Genomic DNA, 25024 nt, shown 5'->3' on the forward strand with positions numbered 1-25024 from the left:
GGATGGGAGTACCGTCTGCGCCTTAGAAGGGCACCTCTGCTTTACCGTTGTGCGTGGGCTAAAATCCCGTATGTTGTAGGACAGAGAGGCTAGAAAGCGAATCCAGTACGTGCGCCCGGCCATTGCCGAGCCACCTACGCCAACCTAATTCTGGCGCCGTTTGCCCACATGCAAAAAACCAGTGCCACGCTGCTGATAATCGATGACGACGAAGTAGTGCGCGCGAGCCTCGCGGCCTATTTGGAAGACAGTGGCTTCAGCGTCCTGCAGGCCAGCAATGGCCAACAGGGTCTCCAAGTGTTCGAGCGCGACAAGCCCGACCTCGTGATCTGCGACCTGCGCATGCCCCAGATGGGCGGCCTCGAGCTGATTCGCCAGGTGACCGAGCTTGCCCCGCAGACGCCGGTGATTGTCGTGTCCGGTGCCGGGGTGATGAACGATGCCGTAGAGGCCTTGCGCCTGGGCGCTGCCGACTACCTGATCAAGCCCCTGGAAGACCTGGCGGTGCTGGAGCACTCGGTACGTCGCGCCCTGGACCGTGCACGCCTGTTGTTGGAAAACCAGCGTTACCGCGAAAAGCTCGAAACCGCCAACCGCGAACTCGAAGCCAGCCTGAACCTGCTCCAGGAAGACCAGAACGCCGGTCGCCAGGTGCAGATGAACATGTTGCCGGTCAGCCCGTGGACCATCGACGAATTCCAGTTCGCTCACCAGATCATCCCGTCGTTGTACCTGTCGGGTGATTTCGTCGACTACTTCCGTGTTGATGAGCGGCGTGTCGCGTTTTACCTGGCCGATGTTTCCGGCCATGGCGCATCCTCTGCCTTTGTAACCGTGTTGTTGAAGTTCATGACCACACGGCTGTTGTTCGAGTCCAAGCGCAATGGCACCTTGCCGGAGTTCACCCCCTCCGAGGTGTTGGGCCACATCAACCGGGGCTTGATCAGTTGCAAGCTGGGCAAGCACGTGACGATGGTAGGCGGCGTGATTGATGAAGAAACCGGTCTTTTGACCTACAGCATCGGCGGTCACCTGCCGATGCCGGTTTTGTACACTCCCGACAGTGTGCGCTACCTGGAAGGGCGTGGCCTGCCCGTAGGCTTGTTCAATGAAGCGACCTACGAAGACCACATCCTGGAGCTGCCGCCGACGTTCAGCCTGACGCTGATGTCCGATGGCATCCTGGACCTGCTTCCAGAGCCTACACTCAAAGAGAAAGAAGCTGCCTTGCCCCAAAAGGTCAAGTCGGCGGGCGGCAGCCTGGATGGCCTGCGGCAGGTTTTTGGATTGGCCACGCTAGGGGAGATGCCGGATGATATCGCCCTATTGGTGTTGAGCAGGAATCTTTGATGAGTACCGGAAGAATCCAATTCGCCGAGCAAGACGGGACCTTCGTCCTGAAATTTGTCGGTGAAGTGCGCCTGACCTTGTGTTCGGCGCTGGATGCGACGATTGAGCGGATTTTCACAGCGTTGAATTTTTCGGCGATCGTGATCGATCTGACCGAAACCCGCAGCATCGATAGCACCACCCTTGGGTTGTTGGCCAAGTTGTCCATTCTGTCTCGGCAGAAGGTCGGCCTGTTGCCGACGGTCGTCACCACCCATGAAGACATCACCCGTCTGCTGCAGTCCATGGGCTTCGACCAGGTGTTCAACATCGTTGATCGCCCGATCCCATGCCCTGAATGCCTGACCGACCTGCCTTCCCAGGATCAGTCCGAGGAAGTGGTGCGGGTCAAGGTGCTGGAAGCGCACAAGATCCTGATGGGCCTGAACGAGTCCAATCGCGAAGCGTTCCACGATCTCGTGAATGCCCTCGAACGCCACTGACCTGGATTCCAACGGTAGGCGCTGGCTTGCTAGCGATGGCGGCGTGTCGATCACCTTATCCGTTGCTGCCGCACCCGTGAGCAAGCGTGCGCCTGCAACTTGAACGGTGGCCAGCTCAAGATCGATGAAACACAAAAAAGGGCGGTACCCGCGAGGGTGCCGCCCTTTTTGCTACCGCCGCTTTTACAGCTTGGCAGTCAGCAACGCCTCCAGTTTCTCCTGGTCGCGAGCAAACTGACGAATACCCTCGGCCAGTTTCTCGGTGGCCATCGCATCCTCGTTGGACTCCCAACGGAACTGCGCTTCTGTCAGATGCACACGGGCTTCGCCGGCATGGCCTGGCGAAAGCTTGCGCTCCAGCTTGCCTTCATCGGCTGCCAGCTTCTCCAGCAGATCCGGGCTGATGGTCAGGCGATCACACCCGGCCAGCTCTTCGATCTGGCTCAGATTGCGGAAGCTCGCCCCCATCACCACGGTCTTGTAGCCATTGGCCTTGTAGTAGTTGTAGATGCGCGTTACCGACTGCACACCTGGGTCTTCGGCGCCGGTGTAGTCATTGCCATTGGCCTTCTTGTACCAGTCATAGATACGGCCCACGAACGGCGAGATCAGGAACACGCCGGCTTCTGCGCACGCTACGGCCTGGGCGAAGGAGAACAGCAGCGTCAGGTTGGTCTGGATGCCTTCTTTCTCGAGCTTCTCCGCCGCGCGGATACCTTCCCAGGTGGAGGCGATCTTGATCAGCACGCGATCACGGCCAACACCAGCCTTGTCGTACAGGTCGATCAGGCGATGCGCACGCTTGAGCACGGCGTCGGTATCGAATGACAGGCGCGCATCCACTTCGGTGGAGATGCGCCCAGGTACCACTTTCAGGATCTCCTGGCCGACGGCCACTGCAAACCGGTCGCTGGCCAGGCCGACATCACCGTTGCAGTCCTTCACACACTCATCCAGCAGCTTGGCATAGCCTGGAATCGAGGCGGCCTTGAGCAGCAGGGAAGGGTTGGTGGTGGCGTCTTGCGGCTTGAGCTTGGCGAGGGTTGAGAAATCGCCGGTATCGGCTACGACAGTGGTGAATTGCTTGAGTTGTTCCAGCTTGGAAGTCATGGGCGTGCTCTGTCCTATGGGTCTGATGACATTACCCGAGCGCTGGCAGGCGCTCAAGGGCGCAAATGCGTTCGATCGTTTGCGAGGGCAACAACCTGAAAACAGCCGTTTGAATGACTGATCTTGCTGGTAAATAGGAGGGCAAAACGGCCGGCAGGTTCAACCCAACTGCCCTGCGGGCAACGCAGCCCCGTGGAAGCCGTCTCCCTGTGGCGAGCAGGCTTGCCCTGCGTTGGGTCGCGCAGCGGCCCTGAAACCTATCAACGCATTCCAACTGAAAAATCGCACCAGTCCTACTGGGGGCGCTTCGCCCCCCAACGCAGGGCAAGCCTGCTCGCCACAACAGCCCAGCCACTCAACATTTCCCTGACACGCAGCCCATCAGCGCCCCTCCAACAACTCCCCAGCCTGGTCCAGCAACGCCAAAGGGTCCGTGGCTTTATGAATGTCCACCGACAACAACTGCCGAAACTTGCGCGCCCCGGGGAAACCCGTGCCCAGTCCCAGCACATGCCGTGTGATGTGATGCATCGAACCGCCCGTGGCCAAGTGCTCCGCTATATAAGGCCGCAATTGCGCCAGCGCCTCAGCCCGGCTGATCACCGGCTGCGAGCTGCCATACACCTGCTGATCCACCTCTGCCAGCAAATACGGATTGTGATAGGCCTCGCGGCCGAGCATTACGCCGTCAAATGTCTGCAAGTGCTCGTGGCACTGCTCCAGCGTCTTGATCCCGCCATTGAGGATAATCTCCAGCTCGGCAAAATCCTGCTTCAACTGCGCCGCCACGTCATAACGCAACGGTGGAATGTCCCGATTCTCCTTGGGCGACAACCCCTCCAGGATCGCAATCCGCGCATGCACGGTAAAACTGGTGCAGCCCGCGTCCTTGACCTGCCCGACGAAATCACACAGCTCGGCGTAACTGTCCCGGCCGTTGATCCCGATACGATGCTTCACCGTCACCGGAATCGACACTGCATCGCGCATCGCCTTCACACAATCGGCCACCAGGGCCGGGTGACCCATCAAGCACGCGCCAATCATGTTGTTCTGCACGCGGTCGCTGGGGCAACCCACGTTCAGGTTCACCTCGTCATACCCCGCAGCCTCAGCCATGCGCGCGCACGCAGCCAGATCCGCCGGCACACTGCCGCCCAACTGCAACGCAAGCGGGTGTTCGGCTTCGTTGTGACGCAGGAAGCGTTCGTGATCGCCGTGCAGGATTGCGCCGGTGGTGACCATCTCGGTGTAGAGCAGGGCGTGCTTGGAGAGCAGGCGCAGGAAGTACCGGCAGTGGCGGTCGGTCCAATCCATCATCGGGGCGACGGAAAAGCGCCGAGACAGTGCGGGGCTTGATTCTGCTGGGCTAAAGCTCTGTTTATCTAGCATTTTACTCAACGTGTTCTTGACGTGTTTTGGGGCGTTTTCAGGCTTTTTTACAGGTTTGGTGGTACGAGGTACCGTTCAAAAACTGACGCGTACCACTTTCGATATGGCGACTATCAGGGCAAGAAAACTGGCAGATGGGACGGTGAGCTACACAGCTCAAATCCCCATCAAGCGCGACGGAGTGCAAGTCTACCAAGAGAGCCAGATCTTCGCCCGGAAACAGGCCGCCCAGGCCTGGATCAAGCGACAGGAGACGGAGTTGGCTCAGTCCTCGACGACAGAAACGGCGACCTAGTGACGCTGTACCGCGTCGTGCAGAACCACCTGGAAGAATTCGTGCGCCAGTTCAAATGGGCGCTAAGCTCCCGCCAGGTGTTCGAGTGGCAGAAGATGACACGTCCTGAGACCCTCACCGACACCCAGTATGCCGGGCACCACGCCTTCGCTGCCAAGGTACGAGGCGGACGTTTGGCGCCGCGACCACATCCTGGTTGGAGCGCGCTGAATGTTACGATCGGGCCCACAACTTTCACTGGATGCATTCGCCTTACTGGCAGACGACAGGCGATGGGGTAGATGTTCCTTTTTGAGAATTATCAGCGCATGGGCGGACTTCATGCGGCGCGGTAAGGGAAGGTGATGGTCCTCATCAATGACCACTCCTATAGTCATAAGGTGTTTGGAGAGTTTTACTGTATCTGCTATAGCACTGCTATTGGACGGCAGAGAAAGGCGCAGGCCGGCGGAGAACTGATTGTTATGAATTGCAAGTCAGATGCTTTGGAAGGGCGATTGAAGCGTGCTGTGAAGCAACGCAATCCGGGCTTCCTAGCCAGCGGCAATGCTCTGCGCAGGTTTAGCAGTTCTTGACTTGACTTGACTTGACCAACAGACTGCATGCATGTAGAACATCCTTCAGCCATTTAAGCGGCAGGGTAGAAAAGCACTCAAGATGAATGCGGTATTAGTGTTTAGTTGAAAAGTAAGACGCCCGTCGCAATATAAAATATTAAAATTTATCGTGTGAATATGACCTCTCTGAAAAAAATATGTGTTGTTACTGGTACCCGAGCAGACTACGGGCTGTTGCTTCCGCTTATTAAAAAAATATCTGAAGATTCCTCCTTTGAACTTCAAATTATTGCTACCGGTTCACACTTGTCTCCTCAGTTCGGTCTCACGTATAGGGAGATTGAGGCAGACGGGTTCACGATAAATAGTAAAGTTGAAATACTCACTCGATCAGACTCTGCAGTGGGGGTTCTAAGCTCCATGGCATTAGGGTTAGTGGGGATTTCAAGTGCTTTTAGTGAGTTGAAACCGGACCTGATTGTAGGGCTGGGTGACCGATACGAACTCATGGTGACCGCACAAGTAGCATTAATGATGCAAATACCGCTTGCTCATTTGTCGGGTGGTGATACGGGTAGCGGAACCTACGATAATACCATTAGGCATTGTGTGACGAAGATTGCGTCTCTGCACTTTGTGACTCATGAGGATGCCAGGCAACGAGTGTTGCAGCTTGGAGAAAGGGATGACCGGGTGTTTTGCCTTGGGTCAACGTGTGTTGAAAATATAAAGAATACACCACTTCTGTCTCGGGAAGCGTTGGAAGAAAGCCTGGGGGTGAAGTTACAGGAAAAGCTATTTTTGGTTACTCATCATCCGTTAACGATGGGTGATGAATCGTCTGAAGATGAGTTGCGCGAACTGCTGAATGCAATCCGGACGTATTTGGACCGAGGTGACGTATCTGTAATTTTCACCAAGGCCAATGCCGATAATGGTGGGCAAGCAATCAACCAGATTCTTGAAGATTTTTCTGATAGCCAACAGAATGCCTTTCTTTTTGACTCCCTTGGACGGCTTCGCTATTTGAGTGCGGTCAAACACGCGGCGGTTGTGATAGGGAATTCGTCAAGTGGGATTTACGAAGCTCCTTATCTCAATACTCCGACAGTAGATATTGGTCTGCGCCAGAGCGGGCGCGCCGCGCCAACCTCCGTCATAAGGTCGACAGCCATTGCACATGATATTTGTGAAGCGATAGATCGTGCACTGAGTGAAAATTTTGACGGTGTGCAAATGATTTATGGAGAGGGTAATACATCTGGGCAGATATTGGAAAAAATTAAACAAATGATAGGTATTCCAAACCTGTCGGCCAAAGAGTTTGTAGACAGGGAGGTCAAGTGATGATTTTGGATTTTTCAGAGTGGTCGAGCTACAAGGAACGTTTGGAAGCGCTGTTTCACGATAGTTTTGGTAAAAGTATTGACCCTGCCTACTTTGACTGGCGTTATATAAATAATCATAAAGAGCAGCTTCTTTTCTCTCTTGAGGTCGATGCTCAGACAGTTGCTGCAAGCTATTCTGCATTCCCGGTAGACTTGGAGTGTGATGGGAAGGTTGTGCGCACTGCACTGTCCATGACCACAATGACGCATCCAGAATGGCGCGGGAAGGGGTTGTTTCCGAAGTTGGCTACTGAGCTCTACACCGAGTCGAAGGGCGAAATAGCTGCGATCTGGGGGTTCCCTAATGCGAACAGTCACTCCACATTTATCAATAAGTTAGAGTGGTCGGATATTTACGAAATCCCAACGATGACGCTTGATCTTGCAAAGGTACAGGCCGGCCATTTTCAAGATGATTTCCTCGTGAAAAGAGACGATGATTTTTTGGAGGAGTACTCTCATCAGCACGATGACGGACTTATCAGGGTTCATAAGTCTCGCGAGTATTTACGTTGGAGATATGCGGACAACCCAGTTAATAGCTATGAAAATCATATTGTTTCTAAGGCTGGGGTCGCTTCCTCGTACCTAGTGACTAAGGTTTTCGGAAATAGTATCGATGTGGTTGACATGTGTTTTTCTAATGCCGCAGAAGCGAAAGCTCTTCTTGGTCACATTATCAAAAAGTCGATTTCCGAGAGCCTGGTGAGCATCAATTGCTGGATGCCTACTCATCATTGGTCTCATGCGATTTTAGAACGGCTGGGTTTCACAAATGTGGCACCGATAACCTATTTTGCCGGGCGGCAGTTGAATCCTGAAAAGCTCCCTGAGCAGTGGGCTAGCTATCGTGGGTGGTACTTACAGATGGGTGATTCGGACGTTTATTGATTTTCCAAATAATTCTGAACTTCAAGTGTTGAACTATGAAAACTTTGATTATTGCACCGCACCCGGATGATGAGATTTTAGGCGTTGGTGGGACGGCACTTCGCAGGAAAGCGGAAGGCTGCAGTGTGGCATGGCTAATTGTAACTTCCATTTCCGTAGACGATGGATGGCCAAAAGAGAAAGTCGATAAAAGGGCGGCGGAAATTAAGCGCGTTAGAGAATTGATCGGCTTCGATGAGGTTTATGAGCTGGGTTTTCCGGCCGCTAACGTTGATAAGTTTCCACTGGGCGATTTGGTTCAGTCGTTTTCGGAAGTGTTCAAATCATTTGAGCCGGATGAGGTGTTTCTTCCTCATTTTTCAGATGTGCATTCCGATCACCGTGTGACATTTGATGCCGTTGCTGGATGCACAAAGTGGTTCAGATATCCATCGGTCAAACGAGTTTTGGCTTATGAAACCCTTTCTGAGACAGAGTTTGGGTTGGGTGGGCAGACTAAGTTTTCACCGAATTTCTATATCGATATCAGTGCCCATCTCGAAAAGAAGCTGGCGGCTATGGCAATTTATGAGTCAGAGCTTGGCGTGTTTCCTTTTCCTCGTAGCAACGAGGCTATACGAGCACTCGCGACGCTGCGGGGCGCTGCCTCGGGTTGCCTGGCAGCCGAAGCGTTTGAGCTTTTAAGAGAGCGCCAGTAAGCCGTTTGGGTGGGGTTAGGGATCGTTGCAGCGAATGACTAGGCTGCACGATCTTTACTCCAATGCCTAGATTTATCAGTCGCTCATATTTCAGGCTACACAATGTAGCACTGTCTACTGGATGCAATCCTTTACCTTCAGGTGTTGGGACTATCGGCGGCTAATGGTCTGCTGCGAGTTCCGGCATCATGCTTGCGTAAATATGCCCTCGAAAGTTTGGTTGCGCCGCCTGTTGAATATGGGTAGGCTCTTCTGGTTTTTTCCCATGCTCACCGAAATGTTATAGCTGAGAGAACAGCTATAGCTAACCGACACTCTTATTAGACTCGGCGGGTTTGAAGGGGCGTAGGCGTATCTGAAAATACGTATGTTGTACTTGATAAAATGGAATTTTTAAATTGATCGATCGGCCTATTGCTGTAAAAGATTTCCGCAGAGATATCAACGCTCTGAGAGCTATTGCCGTTCTGGTTGTAGTGCTATTTCATTTTGGAGTGCCCGGTTTTTCCGGTGGTTTTGTTGGTGTTGATATCTTCTTTGTCTTGTCGGGCTTCTTGATGACAAAGATTATTATCACAGGAATGGAAAACCAAAACTTTTCGCTGCTTAATTTTTATCTTGATCGAGCAAGGCGAATCATTCCCGCGTTGGTTGTGCTATGCGCGGTCTTAGTGCTGGTAGGATGGTTTTGTTTGCCTACCAAAAATTATCAGCAGCTTGGTACGCATATTGTAGCGTCCGTAGCATTTCTTTCAAATTTTAAGTTTTGGAAAGAGACTGGCTATTTTGACGGCGGGGCAAACGAAAAATGGCTGCTCCACACGTGGTCATTGTCGGTTGAGTGGCAGTTTTATATTTTACTTCCGTTGGGGATTTTGATTGTTTGGAAGCTGTTGGGGCCGAAGGCGGTTAAGTGGGTATTAATCGGCGTTGGTATCGGCTCGCTTGCGTTGTCAATTATCATTAGTCAGCGCTCTCCAAGTGGTGCGTTTTATCTGATCCCTACACGTGCTTGGGAGATGTTGGCCGGGGGACTGGTGTGGTGGCTATGTAGATCCCGCATCCAGTTGACGCGGAAATTGTCTGGTTATGTAATGGCTGTTGGTCTAATTATTTTAGGTGTATCAGTTGCGGTATTCGACTCTACAACCATATGGCCAGGGGCTTCCGCAATTTGGCCTGTAGTTGGAACGATGTGCATCCTGGCGGCAAATCTGCAGAACGTGCCAGTGTTGTCTAACAGTTTTATGCAGCGAATTGGTAACAGTTCTTACTCTATTTATTTGTGGCATTGGCCATTTGTTGTTGCATTGGCATATGCTCGATTGGAATCAAATTGGATACTGATTTGTTTGGGGGTCGTATTGTCAATCGTCATGGGCGAGATCTCGCTAAGAATGATAGAGACGCCTGCACGGACCAAACTACGAGCATATTCCAGGGGCAGCCAGTTGAGCATTTTTATTGGCGGGGCATCAGTCGTCCTTTTGATCGGCGCTCTAGCCGCATTTAAAACTTTTCCTGGCAGAATACCAGAAAGTGTCGAACGGGTATCTGCAGCAGCTTATGATATGGATCCTCGGGCTGAGCAATGCTGGGAGTCAACGGACGGTCGGACTACCCCTGTATGTTTCTACGGTACAGGCAATCTTGCCGCGATTATGATTGGAGACAGTCACGCCGGTGCAACAATCACAGCTTTTGCCGAGGCCGCTCGAATTGAATCAAATAATGGCGTTTCTTTGTTTGGGAAAAAAGGTTGCCCAACGTTGACTCATGCGAAGCGAGATGGATATGAATGTGATGATTTTAACTCGTGGATGCTTAAAACTACGTCTGAAATCCCTTCTAATATACCGGCTGTAATCATCAATCGAACCACGTCTTATGTTGACGGACTAATGGCTAACGAGTCTCCAAAAAACCTAGTGGGTGTTCCCATAGTCTACTTTGATAAGAAAGGAGACACGGCGACGCTCTATTTTCGAGAGAAATTCAGGTCTGACCTGATCTCTACAGCTTGCAGCTTAGCTCAGGCGAGAGAGGTTTTTTTGGTCAGGCCCATACCTGAAATGGGAGTGGATGTTCCTCGGTCAATGTCGCTTTCACTGTTATTTAGCGGCAAAAGCACCGATGTTTCGATCTCCTTGGAGGATTATCACAAGCGACATGCCTTCATATGGGAGGCTCAAGATGACGCTGTTCGAAGCTGTGGAGTTAAAATTTTGGACCCTTTACCATTTTTGTGCGGCGAGAGTCGGTGCTGGGGAAGCAAAGATGGCCAACCCCTCTATTTTGATGATGATCATTTGAATGAGTTTGGCAATAAGCTATTGATACCGATGTTTCGCCAAGTGTTCAATCAGGGCCGTCTCTAGGTGCTGACTTGGTATTGATCAACACACTTTAGGCTCTGCGAGCGACGCCATTGTTTCTTCAGAATCGCTACGAGAATAAAATTTCATAGCTTTACGAGTAAGCCTGATCTTGTATTTTCGGATTGCTATGTTCAATCCATCATCGGAGCAATGGAAACGGCGGGACGAGAGTTGCGATAAAGCGCTGGTCGGGGACTTTGTCTGAGTAGGTAGGGTAGGGGGCAAGTTTATGAGAGATCAGGGGCAGGATTCATGCTGTGCCTGCCCTGGTCTTGGATGCCCGCTTCAATCACCCCCGAAACGACAGTCCCTTTTTTTAAAAATCTCAAGACTGTCGCGGCGGTGAAGGTTGCACGCCGGCTTGCCTATCGACCGAAGAGGGGGGGCTCTCCTCGGCCACTAGGGCAAAAAAACGCTGTGAAAAAAAAGCGGCGCAGTGCAATAATGGCTTAAGGCCATTATCTGATTTCTTATAAGTACTATTAATGAAAACGACATTTTCTGCGAAATTGTTTATTGTTTTTGTTGCGTCGCTATTGGTCTGCATTATCTATTTTCTGGTTGAAGCATTTCTGTAGCGAACTTCACGTCCGGCGGGCGTGTTGGTGTTGCTGTATGAGAAATCTACTGATCACAAACAGGCTGCCCAATATCAAGCCTAAAAAGCCACCTAGCAAAATGAATTTTTTTGAGGGTGTGGTATTGGTGGCTTTTACGTCGTCGAGGGCGTTGAACGCTCGCACGTTATTGCCAGGAGCCAAGGCAGGTAAGTTCAGCGCGATGGCGTCCGTGTTCGCTGTATCCAGGGCGGATTTGAGTTGCGATCGCGCCAGCGCTTCAGTTGTCGCGGTGGCCGATGCGACATACAGGATAGCCTCGTTTTTACCTGTTTTCGGCGTAGTTTCCTTCACGTTAACCGACTGCGCCGCCATCACGCCCATGGCCGTATAGAACATGTCGTTTTGTATTGAACTGTAGAGTTCGGTTTCCTTCAGTGGTGGATTCGCTTGGGTGCTTGCATCGTTGTCTTTAATTTCTTTATATAAGCTGTAGAGCGACGACTTGGTGATGTAAGTACTGGCAGTCCATTGTTCGGGAGCCGTTGCATTGATTGCAAATGAGACAGCCGCGCCCGCGAGAGTGGTGGCTATGATGGTTTTCTTACTTGACCACAAGGCGAGGAGAATTGGAATCAGGTCTATTTCATCATCTGTGGAACGCGGTTTTGAATTCGTTGAAATGCTCACGAAAAATTCCTTTATTTACGTTCCCGGATTGTAGAGAAAAAACCGACATATGACATGTATTAATCCCACCGCGATTAAATGCGAATAGTTCCTGTTTGTTGTGGCGGGTGTTGTTTCAATCGACTGTTCGCGCTTTGATTGCAGTTTGAACTGCAACTGGCACGTACAGAAGTTTCATGATGCCTGGCAACACACTGGCATAGGATCACTCGCATGACCGATTCGTTCACGCTCGAGCCGCCAGGAATCTGAAAAATGCGCTTGAACCTGATAAAAACCATGCTTATTGCCGGTGTTGTGCTGCTCAGTGGTTGCTCGGGCGTCAGCACCAGTACATGCCTTTCCGAAGGCTGTCAGTCGTTCGATGGCCATGGCGCCGCGAATGCGACCAAGGTGAACGTTGGCGGGAGCGGGTTGGGCAGTAGTTTCAGCCAGTACAGCTCAGGCTTGCTGCACGATTAAACCCGTGATCGGGGCAGGGTTGCCTGCCCCTTTTTCGTTCAATGACCGCCTTGCATCCGTCGTGCGATCAGGTAAACGCCCAGCCCGACCAGCGCCGTGGCCGCGCCGATATACCCGGTGCTGGTCCATCCCAGCCCCGCTGTAATCGCCATGCCGCCAAACCACGGGCCCAGCGCGTTGGCCAGGTTGAACGCAGCATGGTTGGACGCGGCCGCCAGGCTCGGTGCTTCGTGCGCGATGTCCATCAGGCGGATTTGCAGCGGTGCGGCCAGTGACACCATGGTGCCGACCAGGCCGATGCCCAGCAGCACGCCCCAGAGCGACCCGGCGGCGAATGGGAAGAACAGCAGCACCGCCATCGACCACACCAGAATCAAACCCACCGCCCGAAATTGCAGGCGATCAAACAGCTTGCCGCCGGCAATGTTGCCGATAATCCCGCCGACGCCAAATGCGGCCAGCCCGAACGGAATCCATTGCGGTGACACCTTGGTGACTTCAAGCATCGTCGGCGCCAGGTAGCTGAACACGCAGAACATCCCGGCAAAGCCGATGGCGCCAATGGCCAGGGCCATCCACACCTGGGGTTTGGTGAAGGCGCGCAGTTCCTTGCGCGGGTCGCTGCGTGGTTCATCGCGGCGATCGGGGACGTAGTGCCAGACCAGCGCAATCGTGCACACGGCGATGGCACTGACCAGTGCAAATGCCGAACGCCAGCCCAGATACTGGCCGAGGAAGGTGGCAATCGGGTTGCCCAGCAGCATCGCCAGGGTCAGCCCCATCATTACCCGCGCGACGGCGCCGGCGCGTTTGTCGGTGGGCACCATGCTGGAGGCGACAACGGCAGCGATGCCAAAGTAGGCGCCATGGGGCAGGCCACTGATAAAGCGGAAAGCCACCAGTGAACCAAAGGTCGGGGTGAACGCCGTGGCCAGGTTGCCCAAGGCATACAGCCCCATCAACAGCAGCAACATATGTTTGCGCAGCAGTTTGGCGCCGAGGATTGCCAGCAGTGGCGCGCCGACCATCACGCCCAGGGCGTAGGCACTGATGGCGTGGCCGACCTGGGGTTCGCTGAGGTTGAGGTTGTGGGCAATGTCGGGCATCAGGCCCATGATGGCGAATTCGCCGGTACCGATAGCGAAAGCGCCCACGGCCATGGCCGCTTCCATTTTGGCGGCACTGCGCGCGGGCAGCACGTGCCCGGGAGTTTGGTGGATAGACATGGATCGCTCTGTTTGGATGAATGGCACGAAGGAGAGCCGCCGATGCTACGCAAGCAGCGACGAAGGTGTCTAGAACAGCCTTTTTCGGCAGAGTTCCATCGCCCTGGCCACCCTGTGACCCCACGTCGCGCCCATCGGGCTTGACAGTAAAGCGTTAAAACCCGCGTTTTAGAGCTGTCAATTGGCCAAACAGCGCATAACCGCTGTTTGGCGTGATATTCTGCGCGCCGTCTTGGTCTAGTCTTTCTCCGGTGCGTACACCCGTATACGTCCCGGTGATTGGCTGTCGCCCAGGTAGCTGAAGCCAATAATGATAAGAAGTCAGCGCAGAAGGGACATAAAAGTGAGGTCGACACGTCGGCCTTGTGTGCCCACCCTGCGGTCCCCGAATGAATGTGCACACCCCGCGATGCGTTGCCTGGCGCAGCGTGATTGAGGGGTGCCCATGATCCGGATCGGCAGGGCGGATGGCGTTTTATCATAGGTGCTACTGATGTTTAAAAAAGTAAACACTGCCCTGCTGGGGCTGGCTTTGTCGCTGGGGATAACGTCCGTTCACGCGGAAGAGGCAAAGAAAGTCGATGTGCTGCTGATCGGCGGCGGCATCATGAGTGCGACCCTGGGTGTATGGCTCAATGAGCTGCAGCCGGACTGGTCGATGGAAATGGTCGAGCGCCTCGACGGCGTGGCCGAAGAAAGCTCCAACGGCTGGAACAACGCCGGTACCGGTCACTCGGCCCTGGCTGAGCTGAACTACACCCCCGAAGACAAGAACGGCAACGTTGAGATCCCTAAAGCGGTCGAAATCAACGAAGCGTTCCAGATCTCCCGTCAGTTCTGGTCCTGGCAGGTCCAGCAGGGCGTGCTGAAGAACCCGCGTTCGTTCATCAACTCCACGCCGCACATGAGCTTTGTGTGGGGCGATGACAACATCAAGTTCCTCAAGAAGCGTTACGAAGCACTGAAAGCCAGCCCGCTGTTCGCCGGCATGCAGTACTCCGAAGACCCGGCGCAGATCGCCAAGTGGGTTCCGCTGATGATGGAAGGGCGTGACCCGAACCAGAAAATCGCGGCCACCTGGACCCCGATCGGTACCGACGTGAACTTCGGCGAGATCACCCGCCAGTTCGTCGCTCACCTGCAAACCACGCCGAAGTTTGATCTGAAACTGTCGAGCGAAGTGCAGGACATCACCAAGAACGCCGACGGTTCGTGGCGCGTCAGCTACAAAAACCTGAAAGACGGCACCAAGACTGAAACCGACGCCAAGTTCGTGTTCATCGGCGCTGGCGGCGGTGCCTTGCACCTGCTGCAGAAGTCGGGCATCCCGGAAGCCAAGGAATACGCCGGCTTCCCAGTGGGTGGTTCGTTCCTGGTGACTGATAACCCAGCCATCGCCGAACAGCACCTGGCCAAGGCCTACGGCAAGGCTTCGGTTGGCGCGCCACCGATGTCGGTTCCGCACCTGGACACCCGCGTGCTTGATGGCAAGCGCGTAATCCTGTTTGGCCCATTCGCGACCTTCTCGACCAAGTTCCTGAAAGAAGGCTCGTATCTGGACCTGCTGACCAGCACCACCACCCACAACATCTGGCCAATGACCAAAGTCGGTATTCGCGAATACCCACTGGTCGAGTACCTTGCCGGCCAACTGATGCTGTCGGATGACGACCGCTACAACGCGCTGAAAGAGTACTTCCCGAACGCCAAGAAAGAAGACTGGCGCCTGTGGCAAGCCGGTCAGCGCGTGCAGATCATCAAGCGTGACGAAGAGCAGGGCGGCGTCCTGAAACTCGGTACCGAAGTGGTCAGCTCCGCCGACAACACCATCGCAGGCCTGTTGGGTGCATCGCCAGGCGCGTCCACCGCGGCTCCGATCATGCTGACCGTGCTGCAGAAAGTGTTTAAGGACAAGGTCGCGACCCCTGAGTGGCAGGAAAAACTGCACCAGATCGTACCGAGCTACGGCACCAAGCTGAACGACAGTCCTGAGGCTGTTGCCAAGGAATGGGCGTACACCGCCGGTATCCTGCAACTGACCCCACCGCCTGCGATTCCGCAGCTCACCGCTCCAACGGCCACCGAGGCTGCCAAGCCTGCGGCTGAGCCGAGCAAGCCGGCTTCTGACCTGGCGCTGTAAGCCGAGTACCGAGCCTGTGTAAAAAGCCCGCTGAACCGGTAACGGTCAGCGGGCTTTTTTGTGCGCAGTGTCTACACCTTGAAGTGCCTGACCTGCTCGTGCAGGTGCAACGCCAATGCATTGCCGGTATCGCTGAGGAGGTACAGGTGCTGCGCCGACAGCGGCGGCAGTTCCGTCATGTGTTTCAACCCTTCGCCCATGCGACTTTTTTCCATCAGGCCTACCGCCACGCCACTGCGCACACAGGCTTCAACCGCTGATGAGTTGGGGCTCTCCAGCAACACACGGTGGTAAACCCCGTGATCCTTCAACGCCTGCAAGGCCGCCGCGCGGTAGGGGCAGCCGGCGACAGGCACGGTGATCGGCAGTGCCGCATTCGACGCACAGCTAAAGCCCTCGGCCGCAACCCACAACGGTTGAACCGACCCCAGGCGTTCACCCTGTGCCAGCGGTTGTGCGCTCACGGTAATGGCCAGGTCCAGCTGGTTTGCCATGAATAAATTCAGCAATTCACCACTGGTACGTGCTTCTACTTCCAGTTCGAGCAGCGGGTTGTCGGCGATCAAGTCGGGCAGGAATTCCTGCATGAATGCCGGTGCGTAGGTGTCGGGAATGCCCAGGCGGATTTTGCCCTGCATGCGCTGGGGCATCAGCGTGATCAGCAGGCGGTCGTGGCTCTTGAGAAATTCGGTGGTTTCGCCGAGGAGTTTCAGGCCGTACAGCGTCAGTTCCACACCCTGGTTGCTGCGGCTGAACAGGCGTTGGCCGACTTGGTCTTCGAGTTTTTGAATCTGCGTGGTCACGGTCGACGCGCTGCGGTGCACATGTTCGGCCGCCTCGTTGAAGCGCCGAAAGCGCGCCACGGCGTGGAAGGTGCGTAACAAGTCGATATTCAATTGTCTGGCCATGATTCCACTATTACGGATTGGTAGTGCGGGTTATTCAAATATACAGAATCATGCGTGGCCCTTAGCCTTTCAGTCAACGTGCACTGACCGGAGGCTTCATGACGCGATCAACCTTAAAGCGGCTGCTATTGCAGGTGGCGTTCGTGCTGTCGTGGAGCTCAGGCTATATCGGCGCCAAATTGGGCACGCAGGGTAGTGGTGCGTTCAACTTGCTGTTCTGGCGTTTCCTGTTGGTCTCGGTGTGCCTGGGACTGTTCCTCAATGTGAGGTTACTGCGGATCTCGTGGGCACAGGTTCGCCATTACGCCGTGATCGGGTTTCTCTCGCAGTTCCTGTATCTGAGTTGTCTCTATGTCGCGATTCAGAATGGCTTGCCGCCCGGCATCGCGGCGATCATCGCCGCGTTGCAGCCGTTGATGACGGCGGCATTGTCGACCGGCAGCGCTACCGAGCGCAGTGGGGGCTGGCAGTGGATCGGCCTGATGATCAGCTTCGCTGGCGTTTCCATTGTGATAGCTGGGCAGCATGGCAGTGATGCGGGCAGCGTCGGCTGGGTCATGTACGTGTTGCCACTCGCCGCGGCACTGGGGCTGACGCTGGCGACCCTGTATGAGCGCCGCACGGTGCAAAAAACCGACGCTGGGTTGGTGTTGCCGCTGTTCATCCAGTCGCTGCTGACCTTGATCGGCTTTACCGGCGCCGTGCTCTACACCGACACGCTGAGTATTCCCCACGACCCTGACGTGTTGATCTCAATCGTCTGGCTCACCGTGTTCTCGACCTTCGTCGCCTATTTGAGCCTGTGGATGCTGCTGCGCGTGATGACCGCGACCCACGTGGCCGCGCTGGTCTATCTGGAGCCACCGGTCACCCTGGTGTGGGCGGCACTGATGTTTGGCGACGTGATCCATGCGCCGACCTACGCCGGCATTGCTGTGGTCGCCGCCGGGCTGCTTTTGGTGCGCCTGAAACGACCGACCGTCGCGTGCAGCGCTTGAGGGCTGTGGGTTCAGCAAGCTGACAGACACCTCCTGTTAAAAAGTACCCAGGGCCAAGCAGGAGCGTGGCTGCAACAAGGGGGCATTTTTCAGCGATGCAGGTACTGGGCGCCAGCGCCCGAGGATTGTTTATGTGGCTACGTTATGCGGCACTGGCGGCCATGGTCGTCGCGGCATCCGGGTGTGTGCAAGAACGCGTTGTGCATGAGCGCAGGCCGGTGCAACGTGAGTATGTCGAAGTCGTCGCGCCGCAACCGCCGCCGGTGCAAGTGATTGAAGTCGAGCCGCCGGTTCGCTACGGCTACATCTGGTCACGCGGTTACTGGCGTTGGGAAGGTGGGCGCTACGTCGCGGTGCACGGCCATTGGGAGCCGGTGCGCGAAGGTTATCGCTATGTGCATCCGCATTGGGTGCAGCGCAATGATGGGTATCACTGGCAGGCGGGTGGTTGGGTTCGCTGACCCCGGCTGAATCGGTAGCGTTTTTGCAGGCGCAAGCTTGCGCCTGCAAAAAACCTTAAATCGGCTTCTGGGTACCCAGCAGCCGAACTTCCCGCAACAGCGCCGCGCCCAATTGATCGGTGCCCAACTCCCTATAACCCACCGCCTTGACCTCGCCATTCTCCTCTGCCTGGATGAGGATCACCGGGGTTTCCTTGCCGGTGGCTTCGTCCACATGCATGGCGTACTGGGGAATATCCAGCTTGATCGGTGTACCCGCCGCCTGGCCTTTCACGTTGATCAGGAAGGCGGCGCAACCGGTATCGACATCCATGCTGGTGGCGGAGCGGCCGCTGACAAAGCAGCTCTTCGGCAGGTCGGGCCAGGTGATGGTGTCGGCCAGGACGAGGGTCGGGGCGATGGCCAGGGCGGCGAGTAGAAACGTGCGCACGTCAGTCTTTCTCTCGATCAAGGTTAGAAACGGTTTTTACCAAAGCCCGCCCGTAGTCGCAACGCTGCGGTTCAGCCCAGGCGTTTCATGCCCGTTGTCTTGATCGCGTTGAGGTCGAAGGTGGCCGTGTACTTGCAACCGGCGGCATGGGCGCAGCGTTCGATCAGGCAGTCTGCAAAGTCGGCCTTGTTCGCCACAAACTTGCGCAGTGCCTGCCAGATGATCTCCCCATGCTCCACGGTCAATTCGCGGGTGCGTAGCAGGGTTTCCAGTACCGTCACCACATCGCTCTTGGCCGACTGGTAGCAGCTTTGCAGTACCCACACCAATTCCACGATCGACACCATGCTGACAAAGCCGGGCGAGGCGGTGGTCAGCGATTCGATCAGCTCGGATGCCTTGGCGGATTGAACCGGATCATCCTGGGTGACGTAGCGCACCAGCACATTGGTATCCAGTCCGATCATCCGGCTTTTGCCCCCTGTGCTGCGATGGCCTGGTTCATCTCCTCGATGGAAACGGCCTTGGCAGGTTTGCGGATCAAGCCCTTGAGGTCCTGAACCCTGTGGCTCGCGGCAATGATGGAAAACTGCCCGTTTTCCATTTCAACAAACTCGACCCGGTCGCCTGTTTCCAGGCCAAGGGCTGTCCTGACTTGGACAGGAATGGTGATTTGACCTTTCGAGGTCAGTGTGGCGGTCGCCATAGTGAAGATCTCCATCGTTATATTCCTTACCTTAGGGTAAGGAGTGACAGAGGACAATATCCGTTGGTCCATAGGTCGCTCATCTGGTGTGGGTTAGTCGGAACAGGTAAAACACTAGTCCGAACTGTTCCCGCCCACAGGGTTTAAAGAGATACAAACCATGACCGACCGCTTTCTCATCATTCCCCCTTCCATGCACCCCATCGTCGAGCGCGCCGGCTACGTGCCGGCGGTCAAAGTCGGCAAGACGTTGTACTGCGCAGGCCAGGTCGGGCGGACGGCTGCATTGGCGGTGATCGAGGACCCCGAGGCGCAGTTCGTCGCGGCCTGGGAGAATCTGCGGGAGGTTCTGGAGGAGGGTGGCTGCACCTTCGACGACGTGGTGGACATGACCACCTATCACGTCAACATGAGCCAGCACATGGCGGTTTTTCGCGAGGTGAAAAACCGTCTGTTCCCACGCGGGCATTGCGCCTGGACCACGATCGGAGTGTCTGAACTGGCACACCCCGGTCTGCTGGTGGAAATCAAATGTGTGGCGGTACAACGCTAATTCATTGCACCACGCGGTAGCACGGTACGTACGCCGCGCCGCCCGGTAGCTTCATGCGGTGCTGGGCGACGAAAGCCTGCAATAGCTCGTCCAGCGGTTTCATGATGGCCGGGTCGCCGTGGATCTCATACGGACCATGCTGCTCGATCAGGCGGATGCCCTTGTCCTTGACGTTGCCTGCCACGATCCCCGAGAACGCGCGGCGCAAGTTGGCGGCGAGTTCGTGGGGCGGCAGCGCGTGGCTCAGTTGCAGGCTGGCCATGTTGGCGTGGGTCGGGTCGAACGGGCGCTGGAAACCTTCGTCGATTTTCAGCAGCCAGTTGAAATGGAATGCGTCATTGCGCTCGCGACGGAACTGTTTCACCGCCTTGAGACCCGCGGTCATCTGCCGCGCCACTTCGGCCGGGTCGTCGATGATGATCTGGTAGTGCGCCTGTGCGGCCTCGCCCAATGTAGCGCCGACGAAGGCATGCAGTTGTTGCAGGTACGGCGCGGCGTGCTTCGGCCCGGTGAGGATGACCGGGAACGGCAGGTCGCGGTTGTCCGGGTGCATGAGGATGCCCAGCAGGTACAGGAACTCTTCGGCCGTGCCGGCGCCGCCTGGGAAGATGATGATGCCGTGGCCGACACGCACGAACGCTTCCAGGCGCTTCTCGATGTCCGGCAGGATCACCAGTTCATTGACGATCGGGTTCGGCGCTTCGGCGGCGATGATGCCCGGCTCGGTCAGGCCCAGGTAGCGGCCGCCGGTAATTCGTTGTTTGGCGTGGGAAATGGTCGCGCCTTTCATCGGACCTTTCATCACGCCAGGGCCGCAACCGGTGCACACGTCCAGGCTGCGCAGGCCGAGTTCGTGGCCGACTTTCTTGGTGTATTTGTATTCTTCGGTATTGATCGAGTGCCCGCCCCAGCACACCACGATTTTCGGCTCGACACCCGGGCGCAGCGTGCGCGCATTGCGCAGCAGGTGGAACACGTAGTCGGTGATGCCCTGGGAGTTGCTCAGGTCGATGCGCTGGCTGTCCAGCTCGTTCTCGGTGTAGACGATGTCGCGCAGGGCGCTGAACAGCATCTCGCGGGTACTGGCGATCATCTCGCCATCGACGAAAGCGTCGGCCGGTGCGTTCAGCAGCTCCAGGCGCACGCCGCGATCCTGCTGGTGGATGCGCACTTCAAAATCTTTGTAGGCGTCGAGGATGGTCTTGGCGTTGTCGATGTGCGCGCCGGTGTTGAGGATCGCCAGGGCGCATTGGCGGAAGAGGGTGTAGATGCTGCCGGTACCGGCTTCGCTCAGTTGCTGGACTTCACGTTGCGACAGGGTTTCGAGGCTGCCCTTGGGGCTGACGGAGGCATTGATGACTTGACGTTGGGGCATTCTGATTCCTTGAAAGCACAGCCACCGCGCCCGATAGAACTACGCGATGGCTTGAGAATGATGGGCGCCGAAAACGGTCGCACGAGACGATTATTTACCTCAGGCATGCCGCCGAGTGCAAACACCGTCCAGCACCATCATGCCGCAGAAGTTACTGAATCAGCTTCCAGTTTTTGTAGAAAACCCGACGCAGGGTAAAGACCAGCCCGGCAAACCCCGCGATCACGGCGTTCAATACTGAAGGCAGCGGAGTCGGCCGTACGATATCGATAAACAGGCAGTAGCGTTTTGCATCATTCTTGTTGAAGGACGCGTGCATCAACGTGTCATCGAAGATAAACAGCGGGTCGTCGTGCCAGTAGTGCTTGTGCTTGCCCACCTGGATGTAGACGCCGTCGTGATGGGGCGCCGGTGCCATGTTGTAGAGCACGCGAAACATCATGCGCAGCGGGCCGAAGTGGAAGGAGGTCGAACGGTTTTCGTTGAACACCGATACGCCGACAGTCTTCACGAACGGCAGCTTCTCCCGCAGTTGCGGAATGTTCAGCGTGGTTTCGATCGGCCGTCCGTACCATTGGAAAAACAGCATGCCGCGCTTCTTCTCGGCCATGCGTTCATCCAGGTAACCGATGATTTCATCCTTGTGAGCCATGGCATCACTGATCACCTGCTGCAGGTCTGCGCGCCAGGCGGGCGGCAGGTCGGCCATCGTATACACGTGACGGTTGCGCGAACTCAGCAGGTCGAACAGCGTGTTGAACGGCGCCAGCAGCCAGGTGTTACGACCGCTGCCGATAAAGTATTTCTTGATGGTGGGCGCGTCATACAAGCCATTGCGCAGGAAATCGTAGATGCCGCAGACCAGCACCAGGCCGAGAAACACCAGGGTGGTTTCGGGGAAGACCGCAATAATCAGCAATACGCCCAATACCCAGGCGATCGATACGGCCTTTTTATGCAACGCAGACTTGTTCATGACACTCAGCTCCAGCAGGACGCCATTCGACAGGTCCGGATCCGTGGCCGCGAGTGGTGGGGGTTTGAAACATATTGAAACAACTACGTCATGATAAGGCGTTCAGTGCCGGAGAGGCGTTTTAAATCGTGCAAAATTGTGAAGGCTCTACACCGTTTTTAACCGTTGCCCCGCGTGAGTGGATTGGATTTTGTAAACGGAAGATTTGCGACTATCGTGACGCTTCGGTTTTTCAGGCGTCATAGACCGGTACGATTGAAGTTGAATGGCCACCATTGGCCTTCGGCACCTTGGAAGAGGCAGAAATTTTATGATCATCAAACCGCGGGTTCGTGGCTTTATCTGTGTGACCGCTCACCCTGTTGGCTGTGAGGCGAACGTCAAGGAACAGATCGACTACGTCACCCAACACGGCGCCATCGAAGGCGGCCCGAAGAAGGTGCTGGTCCTCGGCGCTTCCACCGGCTACGGCCTGGCCGCGCGCATCAGTGCTGCGTTTGGCTGCGGCGCCGACACCCTGGGCGTGTTTTTTGAAAAAGAAGGCGAAGAAGGCAAGCTCAGCTCTGCCGGCTGGTACAACAGCGCCGCATTCGAGAAGTTTGCCGTCGAAAAAGGCCTGTACGCCAAGAGCATCAATGGCGATGCGTTTTCCGACGAGATCAAGCGCCTGACCATCGAAACCATCAAGAAAGACCTGGGCAAGATCGACCTGGTCGTCTACAGCCTGGCCGCGCCACGTCGCACCGACCCGCAGGGCGTGGTGCACAATTCCACTCTCAAGCCGATCGGCAAGGCCGTAACCCTGCGCGGGATCAACACCGACAAGGGCGTTGTGGTCGACACCACGCTCGAGCCGGCGACCCAGGAAGAAATCGACGGCACCGTGAAAGTCATGGGTGGCGAAGACTGGCAGCTGTGGATCGACGCCCTGCGTGACGCCGACGTGCTGGCCGAAGGCGCCAAGACCACCGCGTTCACCTACCTTGGTGAGAAGCTGACCCAGGATATCTACTGGAACGGCTCCATCGGCGAAGCCAAGAAAGACCTCGACAAGAAAGTCCTGACCCTGCGCGACAACCTCGCCGCACTGAAGGGCGACGCCCGCGTATCGGTGCTCAAGGCCGTGGTCACCCAGGCCAGTTCCGCGATCCCGATCATGCCGCTGTACCTGTCGTTGCTGTTCAAGGTGATGAAAGAGCAGGGCACCCACGAAGGTTGCATCGAGCAGGTCTATGGCCTGTTCAAGGACAGCCTGTACGGCGCCGAGCCTAAGCTGGACGCCGACGGTCGCCTGCGTGCCGACCTGGCCGAGTTGGAGCCAAAGGTCCAGGACGCGGTAGCAGCCCTGTGGAACCAGGTTACCGACGACAATGTCAACGAGATCAGCGATTTTGCCGGCTACAAGGCTGAATTCCTGCGCTTGTTCGGCTTCGAGATCGATGGCGTGGACTACGACGCTGATGTAAACCCTACTGTGAAGATCAACGGCCTCATTAACGCGTAAGCGCAGTGACCGGTAGCAGCCTCGATCATCTGAGTATCGAGGCTGCCGCCTGGCGCTCAGCTACGGTCAAAGGCTCGCGCCAGGCGCGCCTGCGCTTGGATGAAGCCTGAGCGTTTGACACTGATCACTTCTTTTTCCCACAGCGGATTCAGGGGCACGTGATAGCCGCTGTCTTTCGCGGTCCTTACCAGTTCTGCCATTTCCTTGCTGTTATTGATCAGGCAGATTTCGTCGAATTGTCCCAATTTGGCCGGCAGAAAAAAAGTCGCCGGATAGTTGGTCGCCACATCTGCAGCGGGGCTGCCTGAATCCGCGTTGTGGTGGACCACTCGCTCTGCATCGCCCACCAGCTTTTGGTTGATGAGCTCGATCATGTGCTTGATGCGCGGCGTGGCGTTACCGAGGTCGGGATCTTCTCTGCTATAAAAGTGGCCTGCGCTTTCAAAATCCGCGCGCAACGCTTCTGGCACTTGATAGTCGTCGACATCGGCGTGGCGATGCTTGTAGCTGTTGATGCGATCTGTGTAAACACTATGAGCGATATCGGGTACGGGGAGTCTGTCCTGGCGACCGTAGTCGCTGATATGGGGCGCGATCGTGTGCAGGTCATAGTCTGCCGTCAATGCCTTGCCCTCCGGACTTTTCGCCAGCACTTGCACGGGCTTGCCCTCTTGGCTGATGACATAGCGCTCGTCTGAAGACGAAGCGCGCTTGCCTTCGAATACATACTGCTGCTGGCTGGGCCCCAGGGCCTTGAGGTGGATAGTGCCGTCGTCGTCGGGCAGCGTCAGCTCAGAGAGCTTGCCCAGGCCGAGCAATTCATCCAGGCGCGCGCGGGAGATCTCCAGTGGGACGCTTACTGCATGGCCATCGCGAATGCATGCCTGTATTTGCTCGTTGGCGCGTGCGATTTTCTCCGGTGCCAGTGTTGCAGACTTCTCGAGCTTGCTAAGTGCCTGGTCTGCGCAGATCAGACCCGCCTGCGGCCCCCAGTCAGCGCTTTTTCCTTTGATATGGAAGTCCTTGGTGGGGTGTCCTTCCCGTATCAATCCGGTGGCGACGGATTCCACCGGGCGGATACCAATGATGGTGTTGGTCTGTGTTGCGAGGCTTTGCAAGGGAATCAGGTGGTCCGACAGGATTCCGGTCCCGTCCTGGGCACGTGCTGCCGCCGCTTCCACTGAATTCAACGCCGATTGCGCGTGACTCTGCGGACTGGAAGGGCGGGGCTCCAAGGGCGCCTGATTGCGGCTGGATGCAGAGCAATGGGCGTTGATCACGTTTGTCATGGGGAGCTCCAACTGAGGTTTCAGCATACCGTTGGATAATCCTTTCCAGGCTGAGGCATTCCCTCCTTTGCACGTCGGACCCTAAACAGATCGGTTGGCCTGGGCTAAATAAAAAATATGACTACTTGTATGCCCTAAACTCGCGCGAGGGAGGTCAAAGCGCGATTATCGGGGATGCAGGCGCAGTTTATCTGTAGGTAAACTGCGA

At 55.9% G+C, this 25024-nt stretch carries 23 protein-coding genes and 2 pseudogenes; 14 read left to right on the top strand and 11 right to left on the bottom strand.

The features are described 5' to 3' along the window. Nucleotides 1–168: 168 nt before the first annotated feature. Nucleotides 169–1350, top strand: a complete 1182-nt coding sequence (gene rssB / locus AC07OJ_RS09680) for a two-component system response regulator RssB (protein WP_017737359.1) — start codon at nt 169–171, stop codon at nt 1348–1350. Further along, nucleotides 1350–1832 carry an anti-sigma factor antagonist RssC gene (gene rssC, locus AC07OJ_RS09685; RefSeq protein WP_003172602.1) on the top strand — a complete coding sequence of 161 codons (483 nt, stop codon included), beginning with the start codon at nt 1350–1352 and terminating at the stop codon, nt 1830–1832. Before rssB ends, rssC begins: the two co-directional genes overlap by 1 nt. Nucleotides 1833–2015: 183 nt before the next feature. Here the strand turns inward: rssC and tal are convergent, their stop codons facing one another. Continuing rightward, nucleotides 2016–2942: a transaldolase gene (gene tal, locus AC07OJ_RS09690; protein WP_065901958.1), complete on the bottom strand. Its 927-nt coding sequence runs from the start codon at nt 2940–2942 to the stop codon at nt 2016–2018. A gap of 381 nt (nt 2943–3323) precedes the next feature. After that, on the bottom strand, nt 3324–4334 hold the full coding sequence (dusA, locus tag AC07OJ_RS09695; RefSeq protein ID WP_495094446.1) for a tRNA dihydrouridine(20/20a) synthase DusA: 1011 nt from the start codon (nt 4332–4334) through the stop codon (nt 3324–3326). A 103-nt stretch (nt 4335–4437) separates the two neighbouring features. On the opposite strand from dusA, the pseudogene AC07OJ_RS09700 reads away from it, so the two are divergent. The 6 genes and pseudogenes from AC07OJ_RS09700 to AC07OJ_RS09725 form a co-directional block, all read left to right on the top strand. Continuing rightward, nucleotides 4438–4626: pseudogene (locus tag AC07OJ_RS09700) on the top strand (site-specific integrase); the annotation flags it as partial. Continuing rightward, nucleotides 4602–5129, top strand: a pseudogene (locus AC07OJ_RS09705) (DNA adenine methylase); the annotation flags it as partial. The pseudogenes AC07OJ_RS09700 and AC07OJ_RS09705, both read left to right, overlap by 25 nt. Before the next feature lie 234 nt (nt 5130–5363). Beyond that, nucleotides 5364–6533, top strand: coding sequence for a UDP-N-acetylglucosamine 2-epimerase (gene neuC, locus AC07OJ_RS09710; protein ID WP_083221343.1), 1170 nt, complete (start codon nt 5364–5366; stop codon nt 6531–6533). Continuing rightward, on the top strand, nt 6533–7465 hold the full coding sequence (locus AC07OJ_RS09715) for a GNAT family N-acetyltransferase (protein ID WP_495094534.1): 933 nt from the start codon (nt 6533–6535) through the stop codon (nt 7463–7465). Before neuC ends, AC07OJ_RS09715 begins: the two co-directional genes overlap by 1 nt. Nucleotides 7466–7500: 35 nt before the next feature. Next, nucleotides 7501–8163 carry a PIG-L deacetylase family protein gene (locus AC07OJ_RS09720; RefSeq protein WP_065901913.1) on the top strand — a complete coding sequence of 221 codons (663 nt, stop codon included), beginning with the start codon at nt 7501–7503 and terminating at the stop codon, nt 8161–8163. 398 nt (nt 8164–8561) lie between these two features. Beyond that, entirely contained in the window at nt 8562–10541 is a 1980-nt protein-coding gene (locus tag AC07OJ_RS09725; protein ID WP_495094447.1) for an acyltransferase family protein, read from the top strand. A 584-nt stretch (nt 10542–11125) separates the two neighbouring features. On the opposite strand, the gene AC07OJ_RS09730 is transcribed toward AC07OJ_RS09725, so the two are convergent. After that, complete coding sequence (locus AC07OJ_RS09730) at nt 11126–11788, bottom strand: Wzz/FepE/Etk N-terminal domain-containing protein (RefSeq protein WP_495094448.1); 663 nt, start codon at nt 11786–11788, stop codon at nt 11126–11128. A gap of 255 nt (nt 11789–12043) precedes the next feature. Between AC07OJ_RS09730 and AC07OJ_RS09735 the strand changes: the two genes are divergently transcribed. Then, the gene (locus AC07OJ_RS09735) at nt 12044–12250 is read left to right on the top strand and encodes a hypothetical protein (protein WP_495094449.1); all 207 of its coding nucleotides are present in this window, start codon (nt 12044–12046) and stop codon (nt 12248–12250) included. A gap of 38 nt (nt 12251–12288) precedes the next feature. On the opposite strand, the gene AC07OJ_RS09740 is transcribed toward AC07OJ_RS09735, so the two are convergent. Further along, nucleotides 12289–13476, bottom strand: coding sequence for an MFS transporter (locus tag AC07OJ_RS09740; protein WP_495094450.1), 1188 nt, complete (start codon nt 13474–13476; stop codon nt 12289–12291). A 493-nt stretch (nt 13477–13969) separates the two neighbouring features. Between AC07OJ_RS09740 and mqo the strand changes: the two genes are divergently transcribed. Further along, complete coding sequence (gene mqo, locus AC07OJ_RS09745; RefSeq protein ID WP_201143752.1) at nt 13970–15616, top strand: malate dehydrogenase (quinone); 1647 nt, start codon at nt 13970–13972, stop codon at nt 15614–15616. A gap of 71 nt (nt 15617–15687) precedes the next feature. Here the strand turns inward: mqo and AC07OJ_RS09750 are convergent, their stop codons facing one another. Next, complete coding sequence (locus tag AC07OJ_RS09750; RefSeq protein WP_495094451.1) at nt 15688–16524, bottom strand: LysR substrate-binding domain-containing protein; 837 nt, start codon at nt 16522–16524, stop codon at nt 15688–15690. 98 nt (nt 16525–16622) lie between these two features. Between AC07OJ_RS09750 and AC07OJ_RS09755 the strand changes: the two genes are divergently transcribed. Together AC07OJ_RS09755 and AC07OJ_RS09760 are read left to right on the top strand one after the other, a co-directional pair. Then, entirely contained in the window at nt 16623–17522 is a 900-nt protein-coding gene (locus AC07OJ_RS09755; protein ID WP_495094452.1) for a DMT family transporter, read from the top strand. Nucleotides 17523–17653: 131 nt separating this feature from the next. After that, entirely contained in the window at nt 17654–17983 is a 330-nt protein-coding gene (locus AC07OJ_RS09760; protein ID WP_157955096.1) for a YXWGXW repeat-containing protein, read from the top strand. 55 nt (nt 17984–18038) lie between these two features. Here AC07OJ_RS09760 and AC07OJ_RS09765 read toward each other — a convergent pair whose 3' ends face one another. From AC07OJ_RS09765 to AC07OJ_RS09775, 3 genes are all read right to left on the bottom strand, one after another. Continuing rightward, on the bottom strand, nt 18039–18413 hold the full coding sequence (locus AC07OJ_RS09765; protein WP_106804800.1) for a hypothetical protein: 375 nt from the start codon (nt 18411–18413) through the stop codon (nt 18039–18041). A 71-nt stretch (nt 18414–18484) separates the two neighbouring features. Beyond that, the gene (locus AC07OJ_RS09770) at nt 18485–18880 is read right to left on the bottom strand and encodes a type II toxin-antitoxin system VapC family toxin (RefSeq protein ID WP_065901895.1); all 396 of its coding nucleotides are present in this window, start codon (nt 18878–18880) and stop codon (nt 18485–18487) included. Then, nucleotides 18877–19134 (bottom strand): AbrB/MazE/SpoVT family DNA-binding domain-containing protein, encoded by a 258-nt coding sequence (locus AC07OJ_RS09775; RefSeq protein ID WP_065901893.1) that lies wholly within the window; start codon nt 19132–19134, stop codon nt 18877–18879. Before AC07OJ_RS09775 ends, AC07OJ_RS09770 begins: the two co-directional genes overlap by 4 nt. Nucleotides 19135–19279: 145 nt before the next feature. Here AC07OJ_RS09775 and AC07OJ_RS09780 point away from each other — a divergent pair, with 145 nt between their 5' ends. Further along, on the top strand, nt 19280–19672 hold the full coding sequence (locus AC07OJ_RS09780) for a RidA family protein (protein ID WP_065901888.1): 393 nt from the start codon (nt 19280–19282) through the stop codon (nt 19670–19672). A gap of 1 nt (nt 19673) precedes the next feature. Here the strand turns inward: AC07OJ_RS09780 and ppnN are convergent, their stop codons facing one another. Further along, nucleotides 19674–21047: a nucleotide 5'-monophosphate nucleosidase PpnN gene (gene ppnN / locus AC07OJ_RS09785; RefSeq protein WP_065901886.1), complete on the bottom strand. Its 1374-nt coding sequence runs from the start codon at nt 21045–21047 to the stop codon at nt 19674–19676. A gap of 151 nt (nt 21048–21198) precedes the next feature. Continuing rightward, nucleotides 21199–22023, bottom strand: a complete 825-nt coding sequence (locus AC07OJ_RS09790; RefSeq protein ID WP_495094453.1) for an aspartyl/asparaginyl beta-hydroxylase domain-containing protein — start codon at nt 22021–22023, stop codon at nt 21199–21201. 310 nt (nt 22024–22333) lie between these two features. On the opposite strand from AC07OJ_RS09790, the gene fabV reads away from it, so the two are divergent. Further along, nucleotides 22334–23527 carry an enoyl-ACP reductase FabV gene (gene fabV, locus AC07OJ_RS09795; protein ID WP_120447914.1) on the top strand — a complete coding sequence of 398 codons (1194 nt, stop codon included), beginning with the start codon at nt 22334–22336 and terminating at the stop codon, nt 23525–23527. A 56-nt stretch (nt 23528–23583) separates the two neighbouring features. On the opposite strand, the gene AC07OJ_RS09800 is transcribed toward fabV, so the two are convergent. After that, nucleotides 23584–24816, bottom strand: a complete 1233-nt coding sequence (locus tag AC07OJ_RS09800; RefSeq protein ID WP_495094454.1) for an anthrax toxin-like adenylyl cyclase domain-containing protein — start codon at nt 24814–24816, stop codon at nt 23584–23586. Between the last annotated feature and the right edge of the window lie 208 nt (nt 24817–25024).

The sequence above is a fragment of the Pseudomonas sp. GW821-FHT09C08 genome, from assembly GCF_059418125.1.